This window comes from Gordonia liuliyuniae, from assembly GCF_021738805.1.
In the GTDB taxonomy this organism is placed as follows: Bacteria; Actinomycetota; Actinomycetes; order Mycobacteriales; family Mycobacteriaceae; genus Gordonia; species Gordonia liuliyuniae.
The window spans coordinates 106,032-128,470 of the sequence record NZ_JAKKOR010000012.1 but is presented as its reverse complement, the minus strand read 5'-3'; the positions used below and the strand labels follow the sequence as shown (position 1 = coordinate 128,470).

The 22,439-nt window shown below is 65.8% G+C and carries 25 protein-coding genes; 15 read left to right on the top strand and 10 right to left on the bottom strand.

The genetic code is table 11. The features are described from left to right. The first annotated feature begins 6 nt into the window (after window positions 1-6). Window positions 7-336, top strand: coding sequence for a WhiB family transcriptional regulator (locus L5G33_RS16525; protein ID WP_236999259.1), 330 nt, complete (start codon window positions 7-9; stop codon window positions 334-336). A gap of 5 nt (window positions 337-341) precedes the next feature. Here L5G33_RS16525 and L5G33_RS16520 read toward each other — a convergent pair whose 3' ends face one another. Next, window positions 342-860: a metallopeptidase family protein gene (locus L5G33_RS16520; RefSeq protein ID WP_236999258.1), complete on the bottom strand. Its 519-nt coding sequence runs from the start codon at window positions 858-860 to the stop codon at window positions 342-344. A 63-nt stretch (window positions 861-923) separates the two neighbouring features. On the opposite strand from L5G33_RS16520, the gene L5G33_RS16515 reads away from it, so the two are divergent. The 3 genes from L5G33_RS16515 to manA are packed head-to-tail and all read left to right on the top strand — an operon-like array spanning window position 924 to window position 3,780. Then, window positions 924-1,361: a DUF3499 domain-containing protein gene (locus tag L5G33_RS16515; protein WP_236999257.1), complete on the top strand. Its 438-nt coding sequence runs from the start codon at window positions 924-926 to the stop codon at window positions 1,359-1,361. Window positions 1,362-1,411: 50 nt separating this feature from the next. Next, window positions 1,412-2,563: a hypothetical protein gene (locus L5G33_RS16510; protein ID WP_236999256.1), complete on the top strand. Its 1,152-nt coding sequence runs from the start codon at window positions 1,412-1,414 to the stop codon at window positions 2,561-2,563. Further along, window positions 2,560-3,780, top strand: coding sequence for a mannose-6-phosphate isomerase, class I (gene manA, locus L5G33_RS16505; protein WP_236999255.1), 1,221 nt, complete (start codon window positions 2,560-2,562; stop codon window positions 3,778-3,780). The genes L5G33_RS16510 and manA overlap by 4 nt, the downstream gene beginning before the upstream one ends. An 18-nt stretch (window positions 3,781-3,798) precedes the next feature. Here the strand turns inward: manA and L5G33_RS16500 are convergent, their stop codons facing one another. Beyond that, entirely contained in the window at window positions 3,799-4,854 is a 1,056-nt protein-coding gene (locus L5G33_RS16500) for a type VII secretion protein EccE (RefSeq protein WP_236999254.1), read from the bottom strand. 120 nt (window positions 4,855-4,974) lie between these two features. Here L5G33_RS16500 and eccB point away from each other — a divergent pair, with 120 nt between their 5' ends. Beyond that, window positions 4,975-6,360 carry a type VII secretion protein EccB gene (gene eccB / locus L5G33_RS16495; protein ID WP_236999253.1) on the top strand — a complete coding sequence of 462 codons (1,386 nt, stop codon included), beginning with the start codon at window positions 4,975-4,977 and terminating at the stop codon, window positions 6,358-6,360. Window positions 6,361-6,366: 6 nt separating this feature from the next. Here the strand turns inward: eccB and L5G33_RS16490 are convergent, their stop codons facing one another. After that, window positions 6,367-6,993, bottom strand: a complete 627-nt coding sequence (locus L5G33_RS16490; protein WP_236999252.1) for a TetR/AcrR family transcriptional regulator — start codon at window positions 6,991-6,993, stop codon at window positions 6,367-6,369. Between the two features lie 196 nt (window positions 6,994-7,189). Here L5G33_RS16490 and L5G33_RS16485 point away from each other — a divergent pair, with 196 nt between their 5' ends. The 4 genes from L5G33_RS16485 (at window position 7,190) to nrdE (ending at window position 11,152) form a co-directional block, all read left to right on the top strand. Next, window positions 7,190-7,747 (top strand): NAD(P)H-dependent oxidoreductase, encoded by a 558-nt coding sequence (locus tag L5G33_RS16485; RefSeq protein ID WP_236999251.1) that lies wholly within the window; start codon window positions 7,190-7,192, stop codon window positions 7,745-7,747. Between the two features lie 459 nt (window positions 7,748-8,206). After that, on the top strand, window positions 8,207-8,440 hold the full coding sequence (nrdH, locus tag L5G33_RS16480) for a glutaredoxin-like protein NrdH (protein ID WP_236999250.1): 234 nt from the start codon (window positions 8,207-8,209) through the stop codon (window positions 8,438-8,440). A 10-nt stretch (window positions 8,441-8,450) separates the two neighbouring features. Next, the gene (gene nrdI / locus L5G33_RS16475) at window positions 8,451-8,939 is read left to right on the top strand and encodes a class Ib ribonucleoside-diphosphate reductase assembly flavoprotein NrdI (protein ID WP_236999249.1); all 489 of its coding nucleotides are present in this window, start codon (window positions 8,451-8,453) and stop codon (window positions 8,937-8,939) included. Window positions 8,940-8,956: 17 nt separating this feature from the next. Next, entirely contained in the window at window positions 8,957-11,152 is a 2,196-nt protein-coding gene (gene nrdE / locus L5G33_RS16470) for a class 1b ribonucleoside-diphosphate reductase subunit alpha (protein ID WP_236999248.1), read from the top strand. A 541-nt stretch (window positions 11,153-11,693) separates the two neighbouring features. On the opposite strand, the gene L5G33_RS16465 is transcribed toward nrdE, so the two are convergent. The 4 genes from L5G33_RS16465 to L5G33_RS16450 all read right to left on the bottom strand — a co-directional run bounded on the left by L5G33_RS16465 (window position 11,694) and on the right by L5G33_RS16450 (window position 13,978). Next, the gene (locus L5G33_RS16465) at window positions 11,694-11,900 is read right to left on the bottom strand and encodes a hypothetical protein (RefSeq protein WP_236999247.1); all 207 of its coding nucleotides are present in this window, start codon (window positions 11,898-11,900) and stop codon (window positions 11,694-11,696) included. Between the two features lie 121 nt (window positions 11,901-12,021). Continuing rightward, window positions 12,022-12,378, bottom strand: coding sequence for a VOC family protein (locus tag L5G33_RS16460; protein WP_236999246.1), 357 nt, complete (start codon window positions 12,376-12,378; stop codon window positions 12,022-12,024). Then, window positions 12,375-12,518 carry a hypothetical protein gene (locus L5G33_RS16455; protein ID WP_236999245.1) on the bottom strand — a complete coding sequence of 48 codons (144 nt, stop codon included), beginning with the start codon at window positions 12,516-12,518 and terminating at the stop codon, window positions 12,375-12,377. Before L5G33_RS16455 ends, L5G33_RS16460 begins: the two co-directional genes overlap by 4 nt. Window positions 12,519-13,054: 536 nt before the next feature. Next, a complete protein-coding gene (locus L5G33_RS16450; RefSeq protein ID WP_236999244.1) occupies window positions 13,055-13,978 on the bottom strand; it encodes an amidohydrolase family protein in 924 nt (307 codons plus the stop codon). A gap of 54 nt (window positions 13,979-14,032) precedes the next feature. Between L5G33_RS16450 and L5G33_RS16445 the strand changes: the two genes are divergently transcribed. Beyond that, window positions 14,033-14,515 (top strand): MarR family winged helix-turn-helix transcriptional regulator, encoded by a 483-nt coding sequence (locus tag L5G33_RS16445; RefSeq protein ID WP_236999243.1) that lies wholly within the window; start codon window positions 14,033-14,035, stop codon window positions 14,513-14,515. A gap of 25 nt (window positions 14,516-14,540) precedes the next feature. Beyond that, complete coding sequence (locus tag L5G33_RS16440; RefSeq protein WP_236999242.1) at window positions 14,541-16,067, top strand: carboxylesterase/lipase family protein; 1,527 nt, start codon at window positions 14,541-14,543, stop codon at window positions 16,065-16,067. Between the two features lie 153 nt (window positions 16,068-16,220). On the opposite strand, the gene L5G33_RS16435 is transcribed toward L5G33_RS16440, so the two are convergent. Continuing rightward, window positions 16,221-16,814, bottom strand: coding sequence for a TetR/AcrR family transcriptional regulator (locus L5G33_RS16435; RefSeq protein ID WP_236999241.1), 594 nt, complete (start codon window positions 16,812-16,814; stop codon window positions 16,221-16,223). Window positions 16,815-17,137: 323 nt separating this feature from the next. On the opposite strand from L5G33_RS16435, the gene L5G33_RS16430 reads away from it, so the two are divergent. Together L5G33_RS16430 and L5G33_RS16425 are read left to right on the top strand one after the other, a co-directional pair. Further along, window positions 17,138-18,607 carry a cellulase family glycosylhydrolase gene (locus L5G33_RS16430; RefSeq protein ID WP_236999240.1) on the top strand — a complete coding sequence of 490 codons (1,470 nt, stop codon included), beginning with the start codon at window positions 17,138-17,140 and terminating at the stop codon, window positions 18,605-18,607. Then, window positions 18,604-19,470 carry a lipase family alpha/beta hydrolase gene (locus tag L5G33_RS16425; RefSeq protein WP_236999239.1) on the top strand — a complete coding sequence of 289 codons (867 nt, stop codon included), beginning with the start codon at window positions 18,604-18,606 and terminating at the stop codon, window positions 19,468-19,470. The genes L5G33_RS16430 and L5G33_RS16425 overlap by 4 nt, the downstream gene beginning before the upstream one ends. Window positions 19,471-20,309: 839 nt before the next feature. Here the strand turns inward: L5G33_RS16425 and L5G33_RS16420 are convergent. Next, entirely contained in the window at window positions 20,310-20,537 is a 228-nt protein-coding gene (locus L5G33_RS16420; RefSeq protein WP_372476927.1) for a DMT family transporter, read from the bottom strand. An 80-nt stretch (window positions 20,538-20,617) separates the two neighbouring features. On the opposite strand from L5G33_RS16420, the gene L5G33_RS16415 reads away from it, so the two are divergent. Together L5G33_RS16415 and L5G33_RS16410 are read left to right on the top strand one after the other, a co-directional pair. Further along, window positions 20,618-21,157, top strand: a complete 540-nt coding sequence (locus L5G33_RS16415; protein ID WP_236999238.1) for a TetR/AcrR family transcriptional regulator — start codon at window positions 20,618-20,620, stop codon at window positions 21,155-21,157. Then, a complete protein-coding gene (locus L5G33_RS16410) occupies window positions 21,150-21,584 on the top strand; it encodes a DUF5360 family protein (RefSeq protein WP_236999237.1) in 435 nt (144 codons plus the stop codon). Before L5G33_RS16415 ends, L5G33_RS16410 begins: the two co-directional genes overlap by 8 nt. Before the next feature lie 86 nt (window positions 21,585-21,670). Here L5G33_RS16410 and L5G33_RS16405 read toward each other — a convergent pair whose 3' ends face one another. Further along, window positions 21,671-22,438, bottom strand: coding sequence for an SDR family oxidoreductase (locus L5G33_RS16405; RefSeq protein WP_236999236.1), 768 nt, complete (start codon window positions 22,436-22,438; stop codon window positions 21,671-21,673). Window position 22,439: the final 1 nt, after the last annotated feature.

Genomic DNA, 22,439 nt, shown 5'->3' with positions numbered 1-22,439 from the left:
CCGACTATGACTATTGATCACGGCGAAGGTGCTGAGCCGACCAGTCGAATTACGGGGTCGGGTTTTGGGCACCTCACGGCTGTTCCGAGCGATTTCGAAGCACTGTTCGACGCGGTGGAAGACGAGTGGCAGGATCGGGCACTCTGCGCGCAGACCGATCCCGAAGCGTTCTTCCCCGAAAAGGGTGGATCGACGCGTGAAGCGAAACGGATCTGCCAGGGGTGCGAGGTCAAGGCCGACTGCCTTGAGTACGCATTGCACAACGACGAGCGATTCGGCATCTGGGGTGGGATGTCCGAGCGCGAACGTCGCCGCCTCAAGCGCGGCATCATCTGAAGGGTTTATTCTTCCGGACCGTCTTCGACGGTGTCCTCGTCGACGCCAAGGTATGTGGCGACCTGCTGAATGAGGACCTCCCGTAGCAACTCATGGAGGTCGTCGTCGAGCGCCCGCAACTCGAGTGGACGTCGGAACAGGACGATCTGCGCGCGCGTCGGTCGTCCTTGCGCGTCGACGGCCGCCGGGATCAGTCGTGCCAACGGGACGGGTCCGTCCGCCGTGACCTCTTCGGGCCAGGCGACCGTCTCCCATTCGGAGGGGTCCGCACCGCGCGGCAGGGTCCCGGGGATGTCGTCGACCGCAACGTCCAAGCCGGTCAGCCGGTCATGCCAGCGCGCGTCGAGCTCGGCGAACGCGTCGACCGCAGCGCGGTCGAACGCATCCGATCTGGTGCGTCGCGCGGGAATGCCCGGAGCGAGGATCGGCCCGCGCAGGCCGCGTCCGCGCTTGTCCCGGGCACGACGCGACGCCGGAGTCAGCAGAAGGTGGCCTGAGTGCAGGGGAGCGAGACGAAACGCCATGAACGCCAGTCTAGGGCGTGTGTCGAACGCGGCCGGACCGACACGACACGTTAAGGTGTGGGTGTGAGTTCCCCCCGTCAGTGCTGCCGCCCAGGCTGCTCCAAGCTGGCCGTGGCCACGCTGACCTTCGTCTATGCGGAGTCGACAGCGGTCATCGGCCCCCTCGCTGGTGCCGAGGAGCCGCACTCGTGGGATCTGTGCGCCGAACACGCCGACCGCATCACCGTTCCGCGCGGTTGGGAGATGCTGCGAAGCGGAAGCGGATTCACGCAGACCACCGAGGACCAGGACTTGACGGCGCTCGCCGAAGCGGTCCGGGAAGTCGGGTCGGCCGCGCCGGTCACCCGGCCGTCGTTCCGGACACACTCCGACTTCGACGAGTCGCAGCGCGGACGACATCGCGCAACCGAACGGTCCGGCGCTTCCGCATCGGCCGCCCCGGTGACTCCGCGACCCGGTCGGCGCGGGCACCTGCGGGTCCTGCCCGACCCGGTCGACTGAGTCCATTCGGACGCCTCGCTACGCCGAGGCCATGCCCTAGGCTGGAACACATGTCTGCCCACTTCCGCGACCTCGACGACGTCGACGGTCTCATCGCCGCTGACCGCGATGGTCTGTTGCGGTCAGCTGCCACGTCCGGCGCGCACGTCCGCGCCGTCGCACACGCGGTCTCGGAAGGCGTCCTCGACCCGCTCACCGACCTGCGGCCGCGCGCGATCGTCGTGGTGACGGGGGCGTCGGCGTCCGCGCGGCGGGCTGCGGAGTTCGTCGTCGCACTGCTGGCGGCGCGGGTCGACGCCCCGCTCGTCGTCGCGCCGACCCTGCCCGGATGGATCGGTCCGCTCGACGTGGTGGTCGCGGCGGGCGACGACCCGGGCGATCGCAGCTACGCCGATGCAGCGCTCCGGGCGCTGCGCCGTCGCGCGGAGTTCGTCGCGGCGGTGCCCGTCGAAGGCCCGTTCGCCGACGCCGTCGCCGCGGCGTCGATCGCCGACATGTCACCACGGCTACCGGCGGACGCACGCTTCGGATTCGTCCGTCTCGTCGCTGTGCTTGTCGCAGTGTGCACGCAGCTCAGCGCGGCGCGGATGCATCCGACGCCGCCTGCGCTCGCGGACGTCGCCGATCTCCTCGACGCCGAGGCGACCGCCTACCGTCCGGGCAACGAGAGCTTCCACAACCAGGCCAAACTGTTGGCGATGCGGGCAGATGGACGATCCGTCGCGTGGGCGGGCGACACCCCGGCGGCGACGGCCCTCGCCGAACACGTCGCGGCCACCCTGTTCGCCGTCGCGGGCATCATGTCGGCCGCCGGAGACGAAGCGGACATCCTCGCACGTCTGCGCGTTCCGGCGCGCTCCGGGGCAGCGACCGATTCACTCTTCTATGACCCAGACTTCGACGGCCCTGACTTCGGCGACTCTGGGGTCGGTGGCGGGGCGCCCGTCGAGCGGCCCCGCGTCATGATGCTGACGACCGCGAGCCGGAGCTGGGGTGTGCAACAGCGCACCGCGTCGTTCGGGGACGTCGACATCGTGACCGAGCAGGCGAGTGCACCGGAGGGCCCCGCGAGCCCGGTCGCCGATCGGGGCGCCGTCGAGTTCGGCGACGCGCCGTCCGACCTCGGAGCGTATCTCGCGATGGCGGTCCGCGCCGACTTCGCGGTCGCCTACCTGGAGTTGACGGGAGCCGCCGCGCGATGAAGCTGCTTGCCGGAGTCATCCGGCCGTATGCCTGGGGTTCGCGCACGGCACTGGCACAGATGCGTGGCGCGCCGAGCCCGTCGGCCCATCCGGAAGCCGAGCTGTGGTTCGGTGCGCACCCGGCGTCGCCCGCGACCCTCGAGTCCGGCAGCGATCTGCTCTCGGTGATCGAAGACGATCCGGCCAGTGCACTCGGGGCGGCAGTGATCGATCAGTTCGGCCCGCGCCTGCCGTATCTGTTGAAGATCCTCGCCGCGCAAGAACCACTCTCGCTGCAGGCGCATCCGAGCGCCGAGCAGGCAGCCGAAGGATTCGCCCGGGAGAACGCGTCAGGCCTGCGTTTCGACGCGCCCGAACGCAACTACCGCGACGGCTGGCACAAACCGGAACTGGTCGTGGCACTCACCGACTTCGACGTGCTCGCCGGCTTCCGTGACCCGCACCGGACTGTCGAGTTGCTCCGCAGCCTGCAGGTGCCCGCGTTGGATCCGTACCTCGGTCTGCTCGCCGGCCAGCCGGACGACACAGGACTGCGCGCGGTGTTCACGACCTGGCTCACACTGCCGGACTCGGTGATCGGCACGCTGGTGCCGGACACGCTCGCCGGTGCGGTGCGCGCGCTGGAACGCGGCGAAGACCGGTTCCGGTTGGAGCTGCGCTCGCTCCTCGAACTCGGCGAAGCGTATCCGGGTGATCCGGGCGTGCTCGCGTCCCTGCTGCTGAACCGCATTCACCTGCGGCCGGGCGAAGCGCTGTACCTGGCGGCAGGCAACCTGCACGCATATCTTCACGGCACGGCTGTCGAGCTCATGGCGAACTCGGACAATGTGCTGCGCGGCGGGTTGACCCCCAAGCACATCGACGTCCCCGAACTGCTCCGCGTCCTGGACTTCACCCCGGTGAGCCTCGACGAGTTGACCCCGGAGAGCACGACGGTCGGGTCCGAACTCGTCTATCTGACGCCAGCACCGGAGTTCCGGCTCTCGCGTGTGCACTTGGACGGGACGGGTATGCACCAGCCGTCGTCGGTCAGTTTCGGCGTGTCCGGACCGCAGATCATCGCGGTGCTCTCCGGCCGGATCACGGTGTCCGCGGGGGACGGGCACGACGTGACCGCGTCCGCGTGCGATGCGGTGTGGATCGCCGACTCCGATCCGGACGTCGTCGTGCACGCGGCGTCGTCGGACACCGAGTTCGTCCGCGCGTTCGTTCCCTGAGTCGCATGGCCGCGCGGATCATCCGGTGAGCGCACGTTCGGCAGGCGTCGACACTGTCCGCACCGTGGTCGTCGCGCCGTCGGGCGCCACCAGATGCATGAGCGACGCGTCGCCCAGATCTTGACGGAGCAGGAAGCGGCCCGGCGACGTCCGCACGTCGCGACGGTGGACGCGGAGCTCGGTCACGCCCGGTTCGCTGCTGTCGTCGGGTTGCTCGACGTCGCGGATCACCACCTGCGCAGTCGGCGGAACCGATGGGCCGAGACCGAACAGGAGCGGGTCACCGATCGCCGCGGCCAACGGCTGCCACAGCTCTTGACGGTCGGTCATCACGTGTCCGCGCACGCCGAGAGCGGCGAGGCGGACCGCGGTCTGCCTGATCAGCCTCGGCTGGGCTGCGATGTCGACTCGGTCGATGTGCGGGCCGGCCAGGCAGAGTGCGATCGGAGCGCCCGATTCCGCCGCGCCCACCACCTGGCCGTCTCCACCGATGGGCGGAGCGACGCCGTCGAACCCGGTCGGCTCCAGCGTCGCGGCGACCGCCGAGCGCGCGTCGAGCGTCCAGGCGGCGTCCGTGGACAGCGCCGCCGCCGTCAACGGTCGCAGCCTGACGTGCGGCGCCGCCGCCGCGGTCACCCGCCGAACGCACCACAGCGCAGTTCGCAGCGCGCCGACGGCCCCGCCGCCGCGCAGGGCGACGGCTGCCTGGCACTGTGCCGGGTCGATGCGGATCACCAGGGCGACAGTGCGATGGGACGCCGGATCCAGTGGGCCGAGCACCGTGCGATAGGCGCGAGCTGCGGGACCGTCGCCCCACGAGGCGAGAGTGCGGGTGACGACGTCGATGCGGGCGGGCCGGGCGTCGGTGTAGGCGAAGCAGCGGGCGATCGCGTCGACGGGGAGCCGTGCGCGGGGCCCGTCGGGAAGCAGCACTGGGGCGGGCGGCGGCGGAATCACCGACAGCACCGACACCAAGCGGGTTCCGTCGAGCCCGACACCGACGAATCCGTCCCCGTCGGGCACGTCGAACGGTTCCCGGCGCGGTCCGACATGAGTGCGTGTGAGCAGTCGCATGTGTATTCCCCCGAATCGCCAATTCCCCCGAACTGCTAGGCGTCACGGTACAACGCGGCTAGCGTGCCTGTATCGGATTCGATATCGGGGGATAGACCGATTCCGGGGGGATGGTCACGAATGTCCAGACGTATGACGACGCGAGCGCAGGTCAGCGGCTATCGGTTCGGCTTGACGAGGGCCGAGCACGCGTTGATCCGCCGCGATGTGCGGTTGCTTCATGATCCGATGCGCTCGCAGAGCAGAGCGTTGGTCGCCGGAGTGGTGATCGCCGTCTTGATCCTGGCGGGGGCAGGCGTCTACGGACTGATCCGGCCAGCTCCGACGGTCGGTGACGCGCAGATCGTCACCGATCCGGGCGGTGCCCTGTTCGTCCGCGTCGACGAGGTGATGCATCCGGTGCTGAACCTCGCGTCCGCTCGACTGGTGGTGGGGAGCCCGGCTGCGGTGAAGGCGGTCAGCGCGGCGTCGTTGCGGGAGTATTCGCGTGGACCGACGCTCGGGATCCCCGGCGCGCCCGCGTCGCTGCCGGGCGCCGCCGACGACGGTGACTCGGCGTGGACGGTGTGCGACGGGGCGGACGGCACCGTGGTCCTGGCGGGGGCGGACCCGCGAGCGGCGCCCGCCGACTCCGGGGTGCTCGTCAGCGACGGTGACGAGCAGTGGCTGCTGTACAACGACCGTCGAGGTGACCTCACGCTGCCGGTGAAGGCGCGGGTCGACACGTCGCGGATCGAAGTGCTGCGTGCCCTGGGACTGGAGGGGGTCGAGCCGCGTGCCGTGTCCGCAGCGTTGCTCGACACGTTCCCCCAAGTCCCTGCGCTCGAGGTCCCCAAGGTTCCGGAGCGCGGATCGCCGGGTCCACTCGGGGCCGCAGTCGGAGCCGTCATCCGCACCACTACGGCGGCAGGCGCCCACGTCTACCGCGTGGTCCTGGCCGACGGCGTGCAACGGGTGCCGGAGACGGCCGCCGACATGTTGTTGGCCGTCGACGCCGCGCCGCCGATCCGCGACGTCGCATCGGCCGAGCTGACGAGTGTTCGAGCGGTCGACGGACTGCCGGTCGGGCACTTTCCGGGCGGCGCGCCTGCGATGCGGGGCGGGTCGGACGCGGTGCTCTGCAGACACTGGGCGCGACGGCGGGACGAGAGCGCGAAAGAGCGACTGGTGGTCGCCGATCGGTTGCCGGTGCCCGGCACCGGAGCGCCGGTGCGACTCGGATCTGCCGATGGGCCGGGGCCGGGTGTCGACGGTGTCTACCTGGCGCCGGGGACGGCCGAATACGTTGCGCTGACGGGGATTCGAGCCGACAGCCCGCTCGCTGGACAGCGCTTCCTGATCGCCGACACCGGCGTACGCCACCGGTTGGCGGGCGACGACGCAGTGACGAGCCTCGGCCTGTCGGACACGCCGCTGCGGGCCCCGTGGTCGGTGATCTCGCTGATGCCCGAAGGCCCCGAGCTCAGTCGTGTCGCGGCGTTGACGATGCGGGACGTGGTGCGCTGACCGGGCTCAGGACGCACCGGCCGTGAGGTCGCGGACCATGCGCTCCCAGTCGTCGGCGATCTGCGTGTGCGTCAGTTCGACGACCTTGAGCAGGTGCCGGACCGTGATCGCGTCGAGAGGAGCCTGCACGGCGTGTGCCAGCACGTCCAGACCGCCGGCGAATCCGAGTTCGCGCAGCAGGATCTTCACGTGCTGCGTCGACATCGTCCACACCGGGTGTGACAGTCGATCAGGATCGTCGGCGTTCGCTTCGAGCAGGATGTCGAGATGGTCGATGGTCATCTTGAGACGGGCACGGCCGTACGCGACGAGCCGCTCGAGTGGATGCGCGCCCGGACCGAGCGGTTCGGGACCGGACAGCATCGCCTGTTGCAGATCCGATTCCGAGTGGTCCAGGAGTGCACGCATCAGGCCGGTGCGGTTGCCGAAACGGCGGAACACGGTGCCCTTGCCAACGCCTGCGGCACGGGCCACGGCGTCCATCGTGACGGCTGCCGCTCCGTTGTCGTCGATCAGCGTTTGCGCGGCGGCGAGCAGCAGGCGTCGATTACGTGCGGCGTCGGCACGTTCGCACGACAGTGTCGGCCCGCCGATGACCGGCAGGCCGACGGATGTGTGCTGCGAGATCGCCATAGCCCGACACTAGCTGATTGTCGGCTTCACCTGCGATCGGTCCCGTGCGGTGACCGATGTCACCGGCGTCGCGGGATGATCTGCGGACCGTGGTCCGTTTTAATCGTCGTGGACGATGCGGGACGTCCCGACGACGGCTCGCGACAACGACTTCACTGCAACGACACCGCTGCAACGACCTCAGTAGGAGAACTTCATGTCGGACAACAACCTCACCGTCGCCGTCCTCGTCGGCAGTCTGCGGGCCGAATCCATCAACCGTCAGCTTGCCGAGGTCGCGCTCGAGAACCTCCCCGAGGGCGTCTCCGGCTCGATCGTCGAAGGGCTCGGCGATCTCGCGTTCTACAACGAGGACATCGACATCGAAGGTGCGTTGCCCGCCGGTGTCGCGCAGCTGCGCGAGGCGGTCGGCGCCGCCGACGCCGTCCTCCTGGTGACGCCCGAGTACAACGGGACTCTGCCCGCTGTGCTCAAGAACGCCATCGACTGGCTGTCGCGTCCGTACGGCGCCGGTGCGATGGTCGGCAAGTCGGTCGGCGTGATCGGCGCCGCCCTGGGGCAGTATGCGGGCACTTGGTCGCGCCAGGACACCCGCAAGTCGGCGGGTATCGCGGGTGGCCGGGTGGTCGAGGAGGTCGAGATCGGCGTCGCCACCGGCAAGCTCGACGACGCGGGTGTGCGGACCGACGAGATCGTCGGCCAGGTAGGCGAAGCCGTCCGGGTCCTCGTCGACTCGGTCGCGGTCGCCGTCTGACCCTCGACGGCGACCGGTGAGACGGTGCGCGCCGGAGATCCCGGAGCGGAGCCGTTCAACGAGCCCCGCGGCCGCGAGAGACTCTCGCAGCCGCGGGGCTCGTTCGTCGTCGCCGAGCGTGACTGTCACACCCCGATGATTGACTGGTCTCATGGTTCGATCCACAGCTGTTGAGTACTCCTCCACAGTGCTGTGCACGACACGCCGAACGCGCCGAGACACGCCGAGTGACCTGTGGATGACGTCATCCCGACCTGGGACTTTCACGAATGTTATTCACAAGTGATTGTGGTCGGTTGAAAACCGAACCACTAGGTGTAGTGTTTGGAGTGTCCGGGGGGCGGACAGAAGGCGATCGAATCACATCGACGTCGTTCACCGGGAAGGCCTCCCGAACAGACCACGAACAAACAGTCGCAGGGAAGCGGTCCACGACCGCAGGATGAGGGAGTCTCGCCGATGGCAATCACCGTCTACACCAAGCCCGCTTGTGTTCAGTGCAATGCGACCTACAAGGCACTCGACAAGGCCGGTCTGTCGTACGACGTCGTCGACATCAGTCAGGATGACGAGGCGCGCGACTACGTCATGGCCCTCGGCTACCTGCAGGCCCCGGTCGTCGTCGACGGTGACGACCACTGGTCGGGCTTCCGCCCGGACCGCATCAAGGCCATCGCCGTCCGCGCGGCCTGAGCCCGGGCCGATGTCCGCGGCCGCCGACGAGGTACCGGGCCGCGACGACCTGCCGTTGATCGTCTACTTCTCGTCAGTCTCGGAGAACACCCAACGCTTCGTGCACAAGCTCGGAGCCCGGTCTCAGCGGATCCCGCTGATCGACCGTGAGGGTGCCTTCCGAGTGGACGAGCCGTACGTGTTGATCAGCCCGACCTACGGGGGAGGGAAGGTCAGCGACAGCGGCACGGTCACCGCCCATGCGGGCGGCGGCTACGTACCCAAGCAAGTCATCAAGTTCCTCAACGTCGAACACAATCGATCGTTGATCCGGGGAGTGATCGCCGCCGGGAATACAAACTTCGGAGCGGAGTTCTGTATGGCAGGCGACATCATCGCCGGCAAATGCAACGTGCCCTACCTCTATCGGTTCGAGTTGATGGGCACACCAGAGGACGTCACCCGAGTGCGGGCCGGCCTCGCCGACTTCGTCCGAGCACATCGCGCACCAGCGCACTAGACACTCCAGGAGTACCCGTGTCGCCCACCGCCACTGCCACAGATTCCACCGTTTCGGCCAGCCAGTCGGGGGTGCACGCAGGCCCCGCGGGCCACGACCCCGGGGAGTTGGACTTCCACGCGCTCAACGCGATGCTCAACCTGTACGACGCGGACGGCAACATCCAGTTCGAGAAGGACAAAGAGGCGGCGCGGCAGTACTTCCTGCAGCACGTCAACCAGAACACGGTGTTCTTCCACGATCTCGATGAGAAGCTCGACTACCTCGTCAAGGAGAACTACTACGAGCCCGAGGTGCTCGCCCAGTACGACCGCGAGTTCGTCAAATTGCTGTTCGGCCACGCCTTCAGCAAGAAGTTCCGCTTCCCGACGTTCCTCGGCGCGTTCAAGTACTACACGAGCTACACGCTCAAGACCTTCGACGGCAAGCGGTATCTCGAGCGTTTCGAGGACCGTGTCTGCATGGTCGCGTTGACGCTCGCCAGCGGCGACACGTCGCTCGCACGCAACCTCGTCGACGAGATCATGGACGGGCGCTTCCAGCCGGCGACGCCGACGTTCCTCAACTCGGGCAAGAAGCAGCGTGGTGAACCCGTGTCGTGCTTCCTGCTCCGTATCGAGGACAACATGGAGTCGATCGGCCGCTCGATCAATTCGGCGCTGCAACTGTCCAAGCGTGGCGGCGGTGTCGCGCTGCTGCTGAGCAACGTCCGTGAGCACGGCGCGCCGATCAAACGGATCGAGAACCAGAGTTCGGGTGTCATCCCGATCATGAAGCTGCTCGAAGACTCGTTCAGCTACGCCAACCAGCTCGGTGCACGTCAGGGCGCGGGCGCGGTCTATCTGCACGCGCACCACCCCGACATCTACCGGTTCCTGGATACCAAGCGTGAGAACGCGGACGAGAAGATCCGTATCAAGACTCTCTCGCTCGGCGTCGTCATCCCGGACATCACGTTCGAGCTCGCCAAGAACAACGACGACATGTACCTGTTCAGCCCGTACGACGTGGAACGCGTCTACGGGAAGCCGTTCGCCGACGTGAATGTCACTGACGAGTACCACGCGATGGTCGAGGACGGGCGAATCCGCAAGACCAAGATCAAGGCGCGCGAGTTCTTCCAGACTCTCGCCGAGCTGCAGTTCGAGTCGGGTTACCCGTACATCATGTTCGAGGACACGGTGAACCGCGCGAACCCGGTGGCGGGCAAGATCACCCACTCGAACCTGTGCTCGGAGATCCTGCAGGTGTCGACGCCGTCGACGTTCAACGATGACTTGTCGTACTCGCATGTCGGCCGTGACATCTCGTGCAACCTCGGTTCGTTGAACATCGCGAAGACGATGGATTCGCCGGACATCGCGCAGACCATCGAGACCGCGATCCGCGGCCTCACCGCGGTGGCTGATCAGACGTCGATCGATTCGGTCCCGTCGATCAAGCGTGCCAACGAGGACGGTCACGCGATCGGGCTCGGCCAGATGAATCTGCACGGCTACCTCGCTCGTGAGCGGATCTTCTACGGCAGCGAAGAGGGCATCGACTTCACGAACATGTACTTCTACACGGTCGTGTACCACGCGATCCGTGCGTCGAACACGATCGCGCAGGAGCGAGGCAACGCGTTCGCGGGCTTCGAGGACAGCAAGTACGCGTCGGGCGAGTACTTCGACAAGTACACCGACCAGGTGTGGGAACCGGCCACCGACAAGGTGCGCGGAATCTTCGCCGAGGCCGGGATCGCCATCCCGACACAGGACGACTGGCGTGCGTTGAAGGCCAGCGTTCAGGAGCACGGCATCTACAACCAGAATCTGCAGGCCGTCCCGCCGACCGGTTCGATCAGCTACATCAACCATTCGACGAGTTCCATCCACCCGGTCGCGTCGAAGATCGAGATCCGCAAGGAAGGCAAGATCGGCCGCGCCTACTACCCGGCGCCGTACCTGACGAACGACAATCTGGAGTACTACCAGGATGCCTACGAGATCGGTTACGAGAAGGTCATCGATACCTACGCTGCCGCGACGCAGCACGTTGACCAGGGCCTGAGCTTGACCCTGTTCTTCAAGGACACCGCCAGCACACGCGACGTCAACAAGGCGCAGATCTATGCATGGCGCAAGGGAATTAAGACGCTGTACTACATCCGTTTGCGTCAGATGGCCCTCGAGGGGACCGAGGTCGAAGGCTGCGTCAGCTGCATGCTCTAGAGGCCGGATAGGCAAGGCGCTGGCGAGGGGAGACAACCCCTGGCCAGCGCTTTGTTCCAGGAGTCGCGTAGTGGCTTTTGCGTACGATGAGCAAGAATGGCTGCCGCTGTACCCCCGGCCGCGGCCATCCCGATCGCAGCGATCCCGGCCCAAACACCAGGTGATGCAACGGACTGAGCGAGAAGCCAGATGACACCAACACTGCCGGACACCGCCGAGCGGACTGTTCTCACAATGATCGGTATCGGTCGTATCGCCTGGGGCGCGACGACAGCGCTGGCGCCGGCCCACGTTCACCGCGCGCTTGGTATCGATTACCCGGGCCCCGACCAACGGCAGCTGCGTTAAGGCCTTCGGCGTCCGCGACATCGTTCTTGGTGCCGCAGCGCTACACCCCGATCAGACCATCAGACGGTCAGTGCTGCAGGCCGGCGTGGCAATGGACCTCGTCGACGCCAGCGTGGTCATTGCAGCCCCTCACGAACCTCAACCTCGACAGGAGAACCACGTGAATATCTCCCCTCCGATTATCGACGCGCCGTCAGTCAGCCCACTGCTCGTCTTCGTCGCGGATGTGCACGGGGCCGGTCGTCATGCGCCTGCTCCTTCCCGCTGCGCCGCGAGGTACGCGGGATCGGATGGGCGGCGCGGCCATCGCGTCTCGTGACACCCGCAGTGCGGTGACGGCCTCGGCGTACCCGTCCGCTGACGGGGAGAGTTCCTGGAATTCGGCGAGTAGCGCGCGCATCGTGCAGCAGTTCGGGCGGTGCGTCCTCGGCGGCGGGCGGTTCAGTCCAGGTCGACTCGTTCATGCGGACACGATCTGACTGATCCCAGTGAAATGGTGTGCGCGGCGCGGGCAACTGTGCTCAGCTCGGCGTCGGCTCCGGCAACAGCACCACTGTGTTGCCGATGGGATCGCTCACCCACCAACCGGCACCGTCCCTGGCGTGTTCCGGCAAGGCGTACACGTGGTCCATCAGGCGGTGCGCCGCAGCGTCCATGTCCACGCCGTGGAACTCGAGACGCGTTGCAGTGTGCGGCCACGATGTGGCCGGATACAGTTCCGTCACGAGACCGGTCTCGTCGGACGTGACCGACCATTGCCGGGGACCCGAGCCATGCTTCTCGGCGACGGGTTCGGCGGCGAGGATCTCACCGTAGAACGCCGCGGCGCGGTCAAGGGGCGGCGGTGAAACGTAGAGAACGATCAGGCTCAGCTTCATCGGTCCATCCCTGGCGACCGCATCTCGGCCTGCGGAGCGATCCGCAGTTCCCCGCGTGACTCGCGTTCGCGCAACTCCATCTGCTTCTCGGCCAGCAGCGTGTCGAAGTGCCCCTTGGCGACGACAAGCGAGCCCGGCACTGGTCAGAAGCCTGGGGGTCGGTGACGGGTGTACATCAGGACAGTGGGACATGCAGCAGCCGCACTCCGAGTAGCGGGAGTAACCGACCTCGGTGTCGCTGGCCCCTTCGCTGCGGATCGACGGGTTGAGGCAGCACCCGTTCTCGGAGCCGGTGTGGTCTCGGCGTGGACAGTCGCACAGTTCGGTGGGCGGAGTCTGGGTCATGGAGATGAGCGTGACACGGCGGTCTGACAGGAACGAGCGACTGATCGGTGTCTGCGCGGCCGGTCGCCGAGTCTCAGCGTCCTGAATCCTCAGCTCAACTCCATCGAGGAGCCCTACTGCGCAACCGACGAGAGTTGCGCCCTACCGGGAGCGAGTCTGGTCCCGCCCCTGCCTCCTCAGTTCGTCAGCCGACTCCCGAGGCACGCCGCGTGCACCTTGGATCGAGCTTCGCTGACTGCCGACAGTGTCCGAGCCGGGACGCCCCGCCGGCTCGGTTCTCCTCCGCTACAGCTTCCGACACTTCGTGCCGACGGCACCGCAACGGATCCACCTAACGCCGCAAACGCGGGAAGAGCGCTTCGGCGTTGTGGTGCTCAAGAGCCGCGAGCTGGCCGGGCTGCCAACCCCGGTACGTTTCCAGTTCAGCGTCAACCTCGGCGCGTACTGGCGCCGGAGCGAACGGAAAGTCGCTTCCGTAGAGCACGTGCCCGGCCGCGGCGAACGCCAACAGTGCGGGAAGCGCTGACGAAGACAAGGCCGTGTCGAAGTAGAAGCTGCGCAAGTCCCTGCGGATCCCCTCGGGCGTGGCACCCGTGTTGAAAGAAGCGGCCAGAGTGAACCTCTCAGCCGCGTACGGTAGGAAGCCGCCAGCGTGTGCAAGGATCACCCGCATTCTTCGGTGCCGCGCCATGACACCGTTCGCCACCATATGAACCGCCGTACGAGTGGTGTCGAACGGATAGTCGACGACCGGACTGGGCAGGCCGGGCAACCTGGTGATGGGCGGCTCGGCAGGGTGAATGAACACCACGGCTGCCTGAGTGTCGAGGTACTCCCACAGCGGTTCGATCGACGGGTCTCCGAGGTATGTCCCCTGCGCGTTGGACAGTAGAACGACTCCGTCGGCCTTCAGTTCCTCGAGAGCGTAGGTGGCCTCAACGATCGCGCCCTTGACGTCAGGCAGCGTCAGGACAGCGAAGTGGCCGAATCGCTCTGGTCGGTCTTTCATCAACTCGGCCTGGTAGTCATTCACCGCCCGGGCGAGCTGGCGCGCGTCGTCGTCATCCCCGAAGTGGACGCCGGGTGCGCTCACCGACAGGACTCCGGTCGTGATCTCGCGGTGGTCCATCGCCGCGATCGCACCCCTCGGATCCCAGGCAGGGGTAGGCCATCCGCCCGATGTGAGCCCCCGCTCATCGAGGACGCGGCGGTACAGGGGCGGTAGCAAGTGCTGGTGCACATCAATACGAGTCATAGAAAGCACACTAACAGTTAGCTAACTAAGCAATAGGCTGCTAATCTTCTCGTCGTGGAACGAAACGAATACCGGAGCGTCGCAACGGGGGAGCCCGAAGGCATGGCACAGGCGGCAGACGCGCTCTATCTAGCTATGCGGAAGGCGCGCACAGCGCACAGCAGCGGCGGCCTCTCTCAAGCGCAGATTGCGCTCCTTGATCCACTCTCGTCGCCGGAAGATGCGCTCGCCGTTGGTCAACTTGCCGGCAAGTCGGGCGTCACGATCCCCACGGCCACCCGCATGCTCCAGCAGCTCGAATCCAAGGGCATCCTCACGCGGCGTCGATCACAGGAAGACGAGCGGCGGGTCCTGGTCAGTCTGACTGTCGAGGGCGCGGAGCTACTTGGCCGCCACCGTGTCGAGTTAAGGGGACGGCAGCTGCGCGCCGCGCAGATATTCACATCTAGCGAACGTGCGCAGCTGATCGAGTACATGCGGCGGCTCACCACGGTCATCATGTCCGATGCGAACGGGGAGGTGCCCCGTGCGAGCTGATCCTCGACATGGCAGGGGGAAGGAGATGGACGCATCGCTGGAAGTATCCACCGCCGAGGGGGTGGTGCGTGGCCGCCGTAGCGGTGATGTGAATCGGTGGCTCGGGATTCCGTACGCCTCCCCGCCGGTCGGGCGATGGCGGTTCCGGGCTCCCCAGCCGGTTCAGCCATGGAGTGGCGTGCGTGACGGCACGACCTACGGTGACGCAGCGGTACAGCACGCATCCGGGTCTCGAGCTGGGGCCTTCGTGATCCAGCCGCAGAGCGAAGACTGCCTCACGATCAACGTCACAGCGCCCGCCAACTCCAGTGGTGAGCTGCGGCCGGTCATGGTGTTTATTCACGGTGGCGGCTACTTCTTCGGGTGCTCGGCCATGGACATGTACCACGGGAACAACTTGGCGGCCCGCGGTGACGTGGTCTTCGTGTCGCTCAACTATCGGCTCAACGCGTTCGGTTACATCGACTTCACCCCGTTCGCAACAGCCGACGGTCCGATCGATTCGAACCTGGGAGTGCGAGACCAGGTTGCCGCACTCCAATGGGTGCAACGCAATATCGCTGCCTTCGGTGGTGATCCGGACAATGTCACGATCTTCGGTGAGTCCGCGGGCGGTGCGGCTGTCACGACGTTGTTCGCCACGCCGGCTGCGGACGGTCTGTTTCATAGAGGGATAGCGCAGAGTGCGCCGGTAGATTGGGCTCACGATGCCGACACGGCAGCGGACATCGCCCGCGGTTGCATTGCCGCCCTGGGCATCCGTGTGGGGGAGGCGGCGGAGACTTTGCGGTTCGCGCCCCCTCAGCGGCTGCGTCGTGCTGTTAGTGAAGTCGCCCGGGGACGGCTGGTGAACAAGCCCGGAGAGTGGACGCTCGCGCCGGTCGTCGACGGCGACTACCTGCCATCCCACCCTTTCGACGCGTTCGCTGACGGCACCGCCCACCGCGTCCCACTGATCATCGGTAGAAACCGCAACGAGGGGTCGTTCTTCTCGAAAGTCCTCGATGCGATACCGACCACTGATGCGAAGCTGAGACGGATGTTCGCGACTTCGGATTCGGTGCCCCTCGACAGTATTGCGAAGCACTACACCGAATACTCGCCCAAGCGGGCGGCCGTATGCATGGGGGCCGATTACACGTTCCTGCGCCCACTGGTCGCGACGGTGGAGGGGCACAGTCGGTACGCGCCCACTTACACCTATCGCTACGACTTTGCTCCGCGAACTCTGAACCTTCTGGGATTCGGTGCAACTCACACGTCGGAGATGATCGCAGTGTTCGGGCTCGACCGTTCTCCGGCAGGGTGGGCGCTGACCGCACTCGGCGGGCGCAAGAATCTTCGTGCCGTGACCGAACAGGTACAAGGTCACTGGATCAACATCGCGCATCACGGCGAACCTCTCTCGTCATGGCCTCGCTACACCGCGACCGAACGCGACACCCTGGTCTTCGACACCCACACGCGTGTGGTCGAGGATCCCGAGCGGGACCGCCGGCTGGCCTGGGCCACCTACCCACGGATGTACAGCCCTAGGGAAGGGTCGGAGTAGGGGAGGAACGCCAGGTCCATGCCTGACATGGCTTCACCGTACGCAGTGATGCGGCACGTCGCTCACGATCCGGCGCAGCGCGTTCGCCCCTTGGTCGCTCCGCCTGGCACCATTTGCGTGTTGTGCGGGAATGCGCTGCCTGTCGTGGCCGGTTCACGCGGCAGGAGTCGGCGGGTGTTGTCCGATCAGGATTCGGGCGAGAGTGTCGGTGAATCGGTCAGCTTCGATGTCACCGGGCGGTCTCCCGAAGAACTCGGTGGTCAAGGCATATCCGATCATTGCCGATATCATCACAGCTGCCGAGGCCGCGGGGTCCTCACTTGCCGGAGATGCTGCTGAGATGCGGGACACCAGGGCTACTGATTCGTTAGCGATACCGCCGTCGACGAGTGCTTCTCCGATGCGTTCGCGGACGCGGGCGTTATCGCGCGAGGCTGCTAGGACGGCAACTAGGTGACGGATTCCAGTTAGGTGTCTGAGGTCTGCGCGCAGGTATGACGGCAGTTGATCGCATGACTCCTCGAGACATTGAGCCGACTCCTTGGCTTCGGCGGCGTGTGTGATGAGTTGATCGAGCACCTCCTCGAGTAACGCTGACTTGTTCGAGAAGTGTCGATAGAAGCTTCCCTTGCCAGCTGCCAGCCCAGACTCTTGTTCGATGGCAGTGACTGTCGTTCCGGTAACGCCACGTTCGGCGAACAAGCGCGCCGCCGCCTCGATGATTCTCCCTCGCGTATCGCTTGCCACAGGCTCATCGTACGGACAATTCTGCAAGGAATGTCTTGCAAACCTGGTTGGTCCGGGGCTACCGTTCCGATGTGGATTCGACCAAACGTCGACACCTGACAACGCGGCCTACTCCGGAGTGTTCCGTCAGGGTGAGTCGCACGAGCCCGCAACCGCTACCGCACTGTGTGTACCGCAGAGATTTGACCGGGGAGGTCACGGCACTGGTGTCGCGGTGCTCGACCGCCCGCGCAAGTGCGAGTGGTGCGATGACTCTAGGAGAAGCAATGCAGCGTCCGACAGCTTGGAATACACGAACTCGCGTGCGTCTCGGTGGGTGCCGAGTGGCCCTGGTGGCCGTCCGTCTACTGCTTGTCGCTGTTCTTAGTGCCGGGGCTATTGTGCTGGTGGTCGGTCCTGCGGCTGCCGATGGTTCGGCCGTTCCTCAACTGCGGCGCGATGGTCGGTGGATGGTCGACCAGTTCGGACGGGTGGTTCTCGTTCATGGCCTGAATCTGGTGTGGAAGCACAAGCCGTATGTTCCGCCGCCCACGGCGCAGGGCTTCACCGACAAGGACGCCGAATGGCTCTACGATCACGGGTTCAACGGGGCGCGACTAGGTACCCTCTGGACTGGCGTCACCCCCGATAGGCCGGGAGTCGAGGATCCCTCGTATCTGGACCGCTGGCAGCCGGTGGTGAATGCACTTGCCGAACGCAGGATCTGGATGCAATTCGACTTCCACCAGGACATGTGGCACGAGAAGTACGGCGGCGAGGGAGCACCCGACTGGGCAACGCACCGCCCCGAACCGTTTGCACGGTCCGCGATCGCGTCCGCTCCTTTCCCCATGGGGTACTGGATGCCGGAGCTTTCGACCGTGTACGACAACTTCTGGGCCAACAAGAACGGAGTGCTCGACCAGTTCGCTCGCGCATGGGCGATCACCGCGAACCGATACAAGGACCAGCCATACTCAATGGGGTATGACCTGATGAATGAGCCCTGGGCGGGAATTGAAGGAATGACCTGCCTGATCGATGGGTGCCCTGATACCTATCGCAACGAACTCCAACCCGCCTTCGAGAAGGCATTGCGGGCCGTGCGCACCGTTGACCCGAACAACATCGTTTGGTTCGAACCCCAGCAGTTCGCCGGCGGACAACGCCTGGACACGTTCTTCACACCAGTCGACGGCGAGCAGAACCTCGGATTCTCCTGGCACAACTACTGCCCTGACGTCTTCGCCGAGTCCCAAGGGCTTCCCGCGGGGAACATGCAGGGATGTCGCTCGTTTAGTACCGACCGGAATCAGCACGCGCTCGATCAGGGACGCAGAATGAATGCCACCACCTTGATGTCCGAGTGGGGGGCCACCGACAACACCACGGCGATCGGCATCGACGCCGACGTGGCGGATCGGCATCTGATGGGGTGGATGCACTGGGCATACAAGAAGTGGGGCGACCCGACAACCGCCGACGGCGACCAAGGTCTCTTCGTAGACGATAGTGATTTGCAGAGCACGAAGAAGGACAAACTCCGACGTCTGGTCCGCACGTACCCGCAGGCAACCGCCGGGATCCCGAAGCGCCTGCGGTTCGACACCAACACTGGCGACTTCACCTACACCTACGAGCCCGGCAATGCCGATGCCCCAACCGAGATCTTCGTGAGCCCGCTGCACTACAAGCACGGACCAGCCATCACTGTCGACGGAGGCACAGTAACTAATGGCCTCACCGACAACCGCATTCAGATCACCGCCAGCGGAAACAAGCCCGTTACCGTCACCATCAAGGATCACTCATGACCACCTCGCTTAGACGCCTTGCGGTCGCCGCGCTTGCAGTTGCCGGCGTACTCGCTTTCACCACGTTTCCTGCCACCGCCCAGACTCGCTTCCAACTGCCTGCGCCATCAATGGCGCAGGTCAACGACTGGGGTTGTAAGCCGGACAGCCCTCACCCAGCCCCGCTGGTTCTCGTGCACGGCACCGCCGCGGACAAGCAGGACTGGGCGGACTACGCACCGTTGCTCGTCAAGCTTGGATACTGCGTCTTCGCGCCCGACTACGGCGGGCACCCGGTGACAGGCGGCCAGGTCAAAGGATTCGGCGATGTGAGAGCCTCAGCCCGGCACGTCGCAGACTTCATCGCGAACGTGAAAGCGCGGACCGGGGCGAAGAAGGTCACCTATGTCGGCCACTCGCAAGGTGCGATGATCGGTGAGTACTACGCGAAGTACCTAGGCGGAGCCTCGACAGTGGACTCCATGATCCTGCTGGCACCGTTGACTCATGGCACGACCTTGAGTGGGCTTAATCGCCTGGTACCAGCGGGCACGCCGAACCGTGCCACTACCGATGCGGCGATGGGAGTGTTCTGCCCCGCCTGCGTAGACATGGAAGAGGGGTCGGCGTTCGTGCGCAAGCTCACTCGTGGCCCGATCGCACAGCCGGGCATCGAGTACTTCGTCATCGCCTCACGAAATGATCTGATCGTCACACCGCCGAAGTCTCAGTTCATCCGGGAACCAGGAGTAGACAACGTGTTCGTGCAAGAGGTATGTCCGCGCGCACACGTCGGGCACCAGGACCTGACCCACGACCGGGTCGTTGCCCAGCTACTCCTCGCGAGGTTAGGGCACCACGGTACGAGTTCAATAGCCTGCTAGGCGTTGTTGGCGAGTTCGGCCCCAGCCCACCTCTTGTGCTCAAGGGTGCGTCACACTTTCGCTCAAGGCGGGACACGCGGCGCGGTCGAGAGCCGATTCCGTGACGTAGAGGACGATCAACCTGAGACGCATGAACTGGATCCTGCTGGAGTCGGTGCGACGGGTCGCGCGGCAGCTCGGCGCGTGAGCTCATTTGTAGCCTCTGCATCGAAGAAGTGGCAGACCGCGGCTGGCCCAACAGTTCGTCGCCTTAACCGATCTGTTACCTGCCCTGGAGCGAGACACGAGGCAGCAAGATCGCACCACCTGTGGCGTTCGTCGCGGAGGCGATCCCTGACGACCGAGACAGTCGGCTCTTTGACTTGGTGGGTACGTCGTTCGCGATGCTGGCCCTGACCGATCCGGCACCCAAGGATTGTGCGCGGGACTAACGCGGCTGGAGACGGTTGTCGCGGATGGTTCCGGCGGGCCTGGGGCGGGGCCAGCTCGAACCCGGCGGTCGAGGTGGTCCGGCTGGTGGCATTGTTCAAGCGCCTGGGAACGAGCGTGCTTGCTCGGGCACGTCGGCAGTACAGGACATCGACATCCCATCGATCCATCTCGATTATCTCCTTCCGCGCAGGCGTGACTTCGACCGCCACGTGCACCTCCCACCTCGGCGCCACGGGATCGTGTTCACGATCCGAGCCTTTGAGGCTGCACGACGAGGTGGGTCGGACCCACACATACCGCCTCACTCTCGGTGGCCTGAGATCCTCACTCTGCGCTGCTGCCCAGCCCGATCAGTGCCCGGCAGCGATGAGGACGAGCCCCGCGATCATGGTCCAGGCCAACCGTTCCTAGTAGATCGCCCATCCCAGAAGTGCTGTCAGTGCGACGCCGGCTCCTGCCCACGTCGAATACGCGGCGCCGACAGGCATGCCGAGTCTGAGTACCTGGGCCAGGAGAGCGAACGCGCCGAGGTAGCCGATCGCCACGGGGATCACCCATGGCCAGCGGGTGAGCCCCTCCGATGCCTTGAGCGACAGGGTGCCGGTGACCTCTAGCAAGATCGCCCCACCGAGCATCAACTATGCCTGCATCTGCGTCCTCCGTCCCCGTTTCCGCACGACTGTTTACTGTACCGCACGTGCGGTATAGTAAAATCATGCATAAGCAGACACCCGCCGTGCGCAACGGCATCCTCGAAGCAGCCGCGACGACATTGCTGCGGGACGGGGTCGAGGCCTTCACGATCAGCCGCGTCGCACAAGAGGCCGGCCTCAGCGTTGGCGGTCTCCGATACCACTTCGCGTCCAAACAGGACTTGCTCGAGGCGCTCGTCGACCACGCGGTCGTCGGCTTCGACGAGGCCCTGGACGGCGCCGACCATGAGCCGGGGGCCAAGACCCGCGCCTACATCGCAGCGGCGTTGCCCGGCCACGACTCGGGGCAGATTGCGGCCGCGCTGGTCGCCGCGGTCGCTGTCGACTCGAGCATGCTGGCCATCCTCCGTCGGCACTTCGCCCGCTGGCAATCGATGCTCGACGCAGACGGCATCGACCCGGTCACCGCCACGCTGATCAGGCTCACCATGGACGGATGGTGGCTCGCGGCGTTCGCCGACCTCGCTCAGCCTGACGACCGAACTGGATCGCTGCTCCGCGCCAGGCTTGAAGCGCTCGTGGAGGAGGCGACCAATGCCTGAGCATCGGAACAGCGAACGGCTGACGCGGCGACTGAAGTCGATCATGCTCTGGACCGATCTCGGGTTCCTCGCATACTGGATCGCCACGGCCGCCGGGATCGTCTCAGTCGACGGTGGAGCTGTCATGCAGGACTGGAACTGGTCGTTCCTCGGCCTGGACCTTTTCGCGATCTCCACCGGTCTGGCCAGCATCCTCATGTCCCGAAGGGGACATCCCGCCGGGCACGGGCTGATGTTAGTCTCGCTCGCTCTGACCTCGGCCGCCGGGCTGATGGCCGTGAACTTCTGGGCGATTCGGGGCGAGTTCGATCCGGCCTGGTGGGCCCCCAACCTCTGGCTGTTCCTGTTCCCCGTGATCGCGCTGGCACTTCTCCTCCGCTCCAGCGCAGCGGGCCTGGCGGGGGATTCCCGCTCCTCATCTGTCTGAGTAGCCGCCACTCTGTCAGGGCCGGCCGCACGGCACCGGTCGCAGGTCTCACGCCGCCTGGTGTCGCTCAGTGCTCGACGCGCACTTCACACGGCCTTGAGTGTGCCTCCGTCAGCGATGAAGTCGGCTCCTGTGAGGTTAGCCGCTCGCGGTGATGCCAGGAAGGCGATGAGTGCAGCGGTCTCCGCGGGCTCGCTGAGCCGCCCCGAGGCGATCGACATCGCATCGGGCACGGCCTGGACGAACTCGTCCAGGGACACCCCCGCTTGCTCTGCGAGGTGTCCGGCGTAACCGTTCGGGTCAGCCCAGTTCGCGGTCCGCGTCGGCCCCGGTGTGACAGTGACCGACCTGAGCCCCCTATCGCCGAACTCCTCCGACAGCGCCTTGCTCATGTTCGTCAGAGCGGCCTTGGCCGCACCGTAGTCGACCGGCTGGTAGGCCGCCCGCGCCCCGATCGACGAAACGTTGACCACCACGCCCCGGCGGGACAGCAGCGACGGGAGGAATGCCTGGGTCACCCGCACCGTGGCGAACAGGTTCAGCTCGAAGGTCGCGCGCCAGGCAGTGACGTCAATCGCGAGGAACCCGCCGGCGTACATACTCCGGGGCAGCACCGCACCCAGATTGTTGACCAGAATGTCCACCGGCCCGACTAGTTCGGCGAGGTCCGTAGCCGCGGCCTCGTCCGTAAGGTCTCGGGACAGGAAAGAGACCCCGGTAACCGGGGCAGGTGCGGTTCGGGCGATCCCGTGTACCGTGGCGCCCTCCTTGGCCAGCAGCCGGGCCGTCTCCAATCCGATTCCCTTGCTGGCGCCGGTGACTACCGCGGTCTTGCCGGTCAGTTTCAAATCCATG

Coding starts and splice junctions, on each gene's coding strand:
- L5G33_RS16525 (WP_236999259.1), top strand. CDS start 7: ATGACTATTGATCACGGCGAAGGTGCTGAGCCGACCAGTCGAATTACG.
- L5G33_RS16520 (WP_236999258.1), bottom strand. CDS start 860: ATGGCGTTTCGTCTCGCTCCCCTGCACTCAGGCCACCTTCTGCTGACT.
- L5G33_RS16510 (WP_236999256.1), top strand. CDS start 1,412: ATGTCTGCCCACTTCCGCGACCTCGACGACGTCGACGGTCTCATCGCC.
- manA (WP_236999255.1), top strand. CDS start 2,560: ATGAAGCTGCTTGCCGGAGTCATCCGGCCGTATGCCTGGGGTTCGCGC.
- L5G33_RS16500 (WP_236999254.1), bottom strand. CDS start 4,854: ATGCGACTGCTCACACGCACTCATGTCGGACCGCGCCGGGAACCGTTC.
- eccB (WP_236999253.1), top strand. CDS start 4,975: ATGTCCAGACGTATGACGACGCGAGCGCAGGTCAGCGGCTATCGGTTC.
- L5G33_RS16490 (WP_236999252.1), bottom strand. CDS start 6,993: ATGGCGATCTCGCAGCACACATCCGTCGGCCTGCCGGTCATCGGCGGG.
- L5G33_RS16485 (WP_236999251.1), top strand. CDS start 7,190: ATGTCGGACAACAACCTCACCGTCGCCGTCCTCGTCGGCAGTCTGCGG.
- nrdH (WP_236999250.1), top strand. CDS start 8,207: ATGGCAATCACCGTCTACACCAAGCCCGCTTGTGTTCAGTGCAATGCG.
- nrdI (WP_236999249.1), top strand. CDS start 8,451: ATGTCCGCGGCCGCCGACGAGGTACCGGGCCGCGACGACCTGCCGTTG.
- L5G33_RS16465 (WP_236999247.1), bottom strand. CDS start 11,900: ATGCGCGCGCTACTCGCCGAATTCCAGGAACTCTCCCCGTCAGCGGAC.
- L5G33_RS16460 (WP_236999246.1), bottom strand. CDS start 12,378: ATGAAGCTGAGCCTGATCGTTCTCTACGTTTCACCGCCGCCCCTTGAC.
- L5G33_RS16450 (WP_236999244.1), bottom strand. CDS start 13,978: ATGACTCGTATTGATGTGCACCAGCACTTGCTACCGCCCCTGTACCGC.
- L5G33_RS16440 (WP_236999242.1), top strand. CDS start 14,541: ATGGACGCATCGCTGGAAGTATCCACCGCCGAGGGGGTGGTGCGTGGC.
- L5G33_RS16425 (WP_236999239.1), top strand. CDS start 18,604: ATGACCACCTCGCTTAGACGCCTTGCGGTCGCCGCGCTTGCAGTTGCC.
- L5G33_RS16420 (WP_372476927.1), bottom strand. CDS start 20,537: ATGCTCGGTGGGGCGATCTTGCTAGAGGTCACCGGCACCCTGTCGCTC.
- L5G33_RS16415 (WP_236999238.1), top strand. CDS start 20,618: ATGCATAAGCAGACACCCGCCGTGCGCAACGGCATCCTCGAAGCAGCC.
- L5G33_RS16410 (WP_236999237.1), top strand. CDS start 21,150: ATGCCTGAGCATCGGAACAGCGAACGGCTGACGCGGCGACTGAAGTCG.
- L5G33_RS16405 (WP_236999236.1), bottom strand. CDS start 22,438: ATGGATTTGAAACTGACCGGCAAGACCGCGGTAGTCACCGGCGCCAGC.